The following is a 367-nucleotide window of genomic DNA, read 5'->3' as shown; positions in this document are numbered from 1 at the left end:
CCTTGGGCTTGCCGGTGGAGCCGGAGGTGTAGATCACGTAGGCCAGGTTGGCAGGGTCAAGCGTCAGGCCTGGGTTGCTGGCGGCATAACCAGTGAAGTCATCGTCCAGCAGCAACCTGCGCACCCCGGCCGGCGTCGGCAAACCCAGGTGCGACTGGGCCAGCACCACGCTCAGCCCGCTGTCTTCCATCATGTAGGCCAGGCGGTCCTCGGGGTATGCCGGGTCCAGTGGCACATAGGCGCCGCCGGCCTTGAGGATCGCCAGCAGGCCGACCACCATCTCCAGGCTACGCTCGCAGGCCAGGCCCACCAGCACCTCTGGCCCGATGCCCTGGGCAATCAACGCATGGGCCATCTGGTTGGCACG

1 protein-coding gene is annotated in these 367 nt (G+C 67.0%); it reads right to left on the bottom strand.

Features of this window, described 5'->3' with window-relative positions; all coding sequences use genetic code 11:
- Positions 1-367 (bottom strand): AMP-binding protein (locus tag FW760_RS26055; protein WP_446444125.1); only part of this gene is annotated, 367 nt, incomplete at both ends.

This window comes from Pseudomonas sp. 1176_21 (assembly GCF_052850635.1).
Note: the sequence above shows the minus strand (reverse complement) of the source record. Positions and strands in the feature narration are given on the sequence as shown.